The following is a 6,000-nucleotide window of genomic DNA, read 5'->3' as shown; positions in this document are numbered from 1 at the left end:
CGCGCCTGCGAATGGGTGTGCTACATGAAAAGCGGATCCCCGGACCCCGCATCGCTGATCAGGCCCGAACACTGGAAGCCCCCGGTCAGCGTCCACGCCCGGGACAAAGGCGGCGACGATTCGTCGAAGCCCTATGACGACGGCATCCAGGCCAATAACCATGACGACCCCGCCAACGAACCCGGCTTCTATATCCGCAAGGGCCACGTCCGTTGACCCGCAGGCCGACGCGCATAGCCGTCATGCATGGAAATCATTGAATACGCCATGCAAGTAGCGCAAAGCCTGATCGACATGATCGCGATCCTCGCTCCTTCCGCGAATGGCAGCACCATGAACATCACCCGCGCCGGCTTCGACCTGGCCTGCGCCATCATCGGCGTCACGGGAATCGTCCATCGGGCTTCGGTCTGGATGCAAAAGGAAAGGAGGCAACGGAAAATCCTGCGACAGCATCCGCATCACGCCCGGGAACTCTAAAACACCACGTTTAGTTCCTATAGGCCCCTACGCGGGGATGATCCCGGCAGACCGCACAAAGGGCACAGCCTGCCGTCGTGCTCCCCGCCTACGTGGGGGTGATTCGATCTTTACGGGTCGGGGTACTAAGACGGCATCCATTGGGAGTGCGTCGCTAGTTGTCTCGTGAGGGATAAAGCAAGGGCCGCAAGCACTTACGATACTTGCGGCCCCTGTCCCTTGCGGGGTGGGCGTACGTCATAAGATGTGCGCCAACATCAACCAAGAGAGATACTACCATGAATGACTATGGTTTCGCATGGTCGCATCCTGACGGGTCCGGCCATGTGCTCCTGGTTCTAGTCGAGCCTGCTCGACTGGAAGTCTACGTGGATGGTGTGCGAATGTTGACACTGAACGTGGGCTAGCATGCCTAGCCCGGTTCGGCTGGGCTATCTCCCTTGGTTACACACTTGGTAGAATCGACCCCACCGAACACAGTAGTGAGGTGGATCATGGATTATGCAATCAAGGATGGCCACGTGGTCACTGATGCAATGTTGGACGAGTGGGCCGAAGCTGCGGATAACGGGGATTACGGCGGGACGCCGGGCCATGTGTTTTCCGGCCCTGTGTTCGATGTTTCGCCGGCTGATCCTGTGAGTCGAACGTTTTCGCTTAGTGTGGACATGTCGGCGATGCTGGATTCCGCGGCGAAGCAGCGTGGTGTGCCCGTGGATATGGTCATGCGTCACGTGTTGATTCGCGAGTTCGCTTCCGCCTGGACTATCTTTTGTCGGCGTGTTGCGGCCTAGTCACGACACGCCGATTTGCTTATCGGGGAATAGATACGCGTTGGTTGTCATCAGGGTGTGTTCCCGCCTCGGTGGAGGTGATTGCAAGGTAGGGTGTAATCATGAAAGCCGAGGTCGTCTCTCTTTTGTTCACGCCGACCGTTTTCGCTCGCGGAGAGGCGTATCTCCGCGAGGGACGGGTTCGTTCCGTGTCCCTGATCGCTCCCGGCTTGTTCCATGGGGAAGTCGAGGGCGGAAGTCTTTATGATGTCGTGATTCATATTGATGATGTCGCCATGCGGTGCACGATTTCGTGCAGTTGTCCGTTTGCGGCGAAAGATAGACATTGCAAGCACTCCGCTGCGGTGATGCTCGCCATCGGTGACGTTGTCGATGACGGTTCGGGAATGGTTCCGTCCCCGCAGAATGGGGCGGACGAGGTATCGGAAATGTGGTTGGACGGCGACCATTCCATACGCACGGACGTCTACGATGAAGTTCGTTCCCGTTTGATTCCATGGTATGGCGAACATGGTCCGTTGCTGGTGTGGGATGAGGCGGTCGTCGAGGACCGTCCGAGGACAATGGCCGGTGATACGGACACGAACAAGCTGCGGTTTCCCGTCTTATCCGAATTGCAGGCCGGACGTATGGCGGAGTCATTCATACAGTCGTTCCTGGAGTCGGGCGGTGCCCGTAATGATGTCGGTCATGCGTTCAAGGGCGCGGACATTGTTCTGGACAATGCGTTGGCGGTTGCGGATCACGGGTCGGCGTTATCCAATGCGTTGCTCGTGATGCGCATCGTGGGCGATTCATTGGAATATGTCGGAGATGGCGGGGAAATCATCGTGAATCAGCTGGAACGCTTGTCATGGAAGGTGAGGCTGCTGGTGGAAAAGGCAGCCGGTGATGAGCGTTCCGGAGCGGGGGAGTGCATGGCTGCGGCCACCGGAATCGTGGATGTTCTCCTCGGCGTTCCCGAGGAACTAGGGGAGAGACTGGGAGTGGCGCTGTTGTCCTTTTCAAGGAGAAGAACGACTCGGAGAATCGCAGACGAGGCGTTGAGCGGATTGGAACGTTCCATGGATGGCGACATCGCAACCCGACGTTCATCACGTCTGTACTCGTATATGTGTCGGCTCAGGCATGATGATCTGCTGCTGTCCGGAGAGCATGACAGGGCGGAGCGTTTCGAATCGGATCACACGGATGATGAGACGATGGCGTGGCTTGCGGCGGTGAGATCGTTGCTGACGGATTCGCCCGATCGGGTTCAGGGGATCATCGACCGGTATCACGCGATGGCTACGGAGTGGGATCTGGATTCGTCGCCGATCCCGTCGTCGCCTTGTACCTGGATGGAACTGTTGGCCGCCGTTGCCCAACGTCGGGGCGATGACGACGCGTTGGAACGATTGCGAACGAAGGCCATATCGGAACAGCATCGGACGTATGTCGGAGATTGGGAACATGAGTGAGTCGCATCCTATTGAAAAAACCATCGGGACGTCGATGAACGACGGCGAGGTGTCGTTATCCCGCCGTGCACGCATGCTGTGGGGCAAAACGGACAGATTCGATGGAAGCCGTTGGCTGCCGCTGTATGTGCATATGGCCGATTCGATCGGCATGGCCGCGCGTCTATGGGATCATTGGATTCCGGACAGCACCAAGGCCATGTTCGTGCGGAGCATCGGTGATGAGATATTGGCCCATCGGGTATATCTGCTGTTGGCCGGTGCGCATGATATCGGCAAAGCCACCCCTGTGTTCCAATCCAAGCCGATACGGTTCGATATCTCGGCTGACGGGACGCCTGCATCGCTGGCTTGGCTTCCGGAGCGGGCGGGACTGCCGATCCGTGATTTCAGTAACCCGAGCCAACCGTCCCACCCGATTGCCGGACAGGCCATCCTCGAACGGCATCTGACCACGACATACGGATGGCCGCTAGGTGTCGCGAGATCATACGCCAGCGTGGTCGGAGGACACCATGGCACTCCGCCCGACGGGCATCGGCTGGATGAGGCCCGGCGTGGGGAACCGATCCGTGTGGGATGGGACGATGAAGCGAAGGATCTATGGGAGCCTGTGCAGCGTGAGCTGTTGGAATTCGTGATTCGACGAGTCGGCTTGTCTCCCGACGACATGGCCCGATTGGGAGCACGGCGGTTGGAAGCATCGTCCGAAGCATTGCTGACGGGCGCGGTGATCATGGCCGATTGGATGGCGAGCAACAGCGATGAAGGCATGTTCCCCTTAATCGCTGTTCCGGGCACATTGAGCGGGTTCGGCGAGACCCAGGACGATGATGTGCATTCCTGGGACGGTCTGCGTCGTCGTGCGGATCGGGCGTGGCGTACTCTGCATCTGTGTACGCCATGGCATCCCGTCGCCGACGACCTGCACATGGACGACTCCACGTTGGATGAATGGTTCAGGAACCGTTTCTCCTTGCCGCAGGGAGCATCCCCGAGACCGGTGCAGCGCGAGGCCGCGACCATCGCCGCACGAACCGACGATCCCGGACTGATGATCATCGAAGCGCCGATGGGGGAGGGGAAAACGGAAGCGGCGCTCGCCGCGGCGGAACTGCTCGCGCAACGGACCGGTTGCGGAGGCGTATGCGTCGCATTGCCCACCATGGCAACCACCGACGCGATGTTCGGCAGGGCGCACGCATGGATCGACTCCTTGCCGACGCAACCGGGAACGGGCGAGAAAACCGTATGGCTCGCGCATGGGAAGGCGCAGCTCAACGAGGAGTTCCGCGGCATCATCGCCGCTTCGCGGAACATGGCGTCGGCCTGGTCATCCATAGACATGGGCGAGGAGAAGACGCGGCGTGACGCGGCATCCCCTGAAACGGTCGTGTCCGAGTGGATGTGGGGACGCAAGAAAGGCGTACTCGCCAACTTTCTGATCTGCACCGTCGACCAGGTGCTCATGGGCGCCCTGCAGATGAAGCACGTCGTGTTGAGACAGCTGGCGCTCGCCAACAAGGTGGTCGTCATCGACGAATGCCACGCCTATGACGCGTACATGCAGGAGTATCTGAAGCGCATCCTCGAATGGCTGGGAGGGTTCCGTACGCCGGTCATTCTGTTGTCCGCCACGCTGCCGGAGCGGCAGCGCAAGGAGATGGCGGAGGCCTATCTGCGTGGGAGGGAGAGTGGCGGACGGGCGAATGCTCCTTCCCCGACACAGGATGGAGGTGCCAAACGTCAGACCCGGTACAGGCGGCGTTCGCGTAGTCGATCCGGTGCCGTCGCATCGAACGTCAACGCGTCGGACGGCAGCTCATCGATTATCGTGGCATCTGATTCCGATACGTCCTGCGAGGAGGCGTATCCGCTGATCACCTATTCATCCGGTGGCCGGTTGCGAATGCAAGCCGTCGAACCGTCCGGCCGGACACTACACGTGATGTGCCGGATGATGCCGGATGACGATGACTCCCTGATTTCCTTGCTTGATGGATTGCTGCGGGACGGAGGTTGCATCGGAATCATCTGCGATACGGTCCCTCGCGCGCAGCACGTGGCGGCGTTGTTGTCCGAACGATACGGCGATGAGCATATTCGTTTGACGCATGCCAGATTCATGGACATGGACCGTATGGACAACGAGCGTGAGCTACGTGAATTGCTTGGACCACGAAGCACATTGGTGAACGGACGACGTCCCGAACGGCTGATCGTCGTCGGCACACAGGTGCTTGAACAATCGTTGGACATCGACTTCGACGCGCTGATCACCGACATCGCTCCGGTCGACCTGCTTATGCAGCGGCTGGGACGTGTGCACCGCCACGTGCGAGGAGCCGGTCAGCAGGATAGGCCCATACCGCTTCGTGCCGCATCCTGCCATATCCGTGGCATCACCGAATGGGATGCGGGCATCCCCCGATTCGATGGCGGCGTACGGACCGTTTACGAGGAGGCCTCGTTATTGGAAACTCTGGGAGTGCTGGGATTGGGTGCTCCAGGTGCATCGATGGAGGCGTCCCTGCCCAAGGACATCGCGTCCACCGTACGACTGGCGTACGGCGAACGCGTGGAAGAGACGATTCCCGAGGCATGGCGTGAATCGTATGCGAAGGCCGTCGTTTCGCGTACGGACACGCAGACGAAGAAGCGCGAACGCGCGCGGCATTATCGCATCAAGTCGTTGCAGGGCATGATCGGCGAGGAGGAGACTCTTGTCGACTGGTTCAAAACCACGGCGATCGATGATGTCGATGACGACAAAGGGCAGCGTGCGGTGCGCGACACGCAGGAGACGGTCGAGGTCATGCTGTTGCGCCGGGACGGTGATTCCATCCGTTTGCTGCCATGGGTGGGGGATAAGCAGCATGGCATTGAACCCGGTGCCACAGTGCCTGCGGATTCGGTTCCGAATGATCGTTTGGCCTTGCTCATCTCCCAATGCTCCGTGCGCCTGCCGATTGTGATGAGTGGATATGAAGACGGGGATATCGATGCGCTTATTGGCGCTCTGGAACATGGGTGCGATGCTGAAACCGAGATGTGGAAGGGGTCCCCATGGCTTGCCGGGCGACTCGCCATTTTCCTGGAGGGTGACGGGAACAGCGGCCTTATGACTTCGATGAATGGTTTCGTTGTCCGGTACGACCGCCGTGCCGGATTGTCCGTGGAACGGGAGGGTGATCAATAGGTCGGTGGTGACGACGAAAATGGGATCGTCCCTCCGCTGAGGGATGACCCAGTGAGTGGGCAAGATT

The 6,000-nt window shown here is 59.5% G+C and carries 4 protein-coding genes and 1 pseudogene; all 5 read left to right on the top strand.

The features are described 5' to 3' along the window. Positions 1-216: pseudogene (locus GFD21_RS03395) on the top strand (IS256 family transposase); the annotation flags it as partial. A 30-nt stretch (positions 217-246) separates the two neighbouring features. Beyond that, positions 247-480, top strand: coding sequence for a hypothetical protein (locus tag GFD21_RS03390; protein WP_163196488.1), 234 nt, complete (start codon positions 247-249; stop codon positions 478-480). Between the two features lie 494 nt (positions 481-974). Further along, on the top strand, positions 975-1,274 hold the full coding sequence (locus GFD21_RS03385; RefSeq protein WP_163196487.1) for a hypothetical protein: 300 nt from the start codon (positions 975-977) through the stop codon (positions 1,272-1,274). A 101-nt stretch (positions 1,275-1,375) separates the two neighbouring features. Further along, positions 1,376-2,734: an SWIM zinc finger family protein gene (locus GFD21_RS03380; protein WP_163196486.1), complete on the top strand. Its 1,359-nt coding sequence runs from the start codon at positions 1,376-1,378 to the stop codon at positions 2,732-2,734. Continuing rightward, entirely contained in the window at positions 2,727-5,933 is a 3,207-nt protein-coding gene (locus GFD21_RS03375) for a CRISPR-associated endonuclease Cas3'' (protein ID WP_163196485.1), read from the top strand. The genes GFD21_RS03380 and GFD21_RS03375 overlap by 8 nt, the downstream gene beginning before the upstream one ends. The last annotated feature ends 67 nt before the right edge of the window (positions 5,934-6,000 follow it).

It is taken from the genome of Bifidobacterium platyrrhinorum (genome assembly GCF_010667645.1).
Lineage (GTDB): Bacteria > Actinomycetota > Actinomycetes > Actinomycetales > Bifidobacteriaceae > Bifidobacterium > Bifidobacterium platyrrhinorum.
The sequence above is the reverse complement of the archived record's forward strand: the minus strand, read 5'-3'. Positions and strand labels throughout refer to the sequence as shown.

Coding starts and splice junctions, on each gene's coding strand:
- GFD21_RS03380 (WP_163196486.1), top strand. CDS start 1,376: ATGAAAGCCGAGGTCGTCTCTCTTTTGTTCACGCCGACCGTTTTCGCT.
- GFD21_RS03390 (WP_163196488.1), top strand. CDS start 247: ATGGAAATCATTGAATACGCCATGCAAGTAGCGCAAAGCCTGATCGAC.
- GFD21_RS03375 (WP_163196485.1), top strand. CDS start 2,727: ATGAGTGAGTCGCATCCTATTGAAAAAACCATCGGGACGTCGATGAAC.
- GFD21_RS03385 (WP_163196487.1), top strand. CDS start 975: ATGGATTATGCAATCAAGGATGGCCACGTGGTCACTGATGCAATGTTG.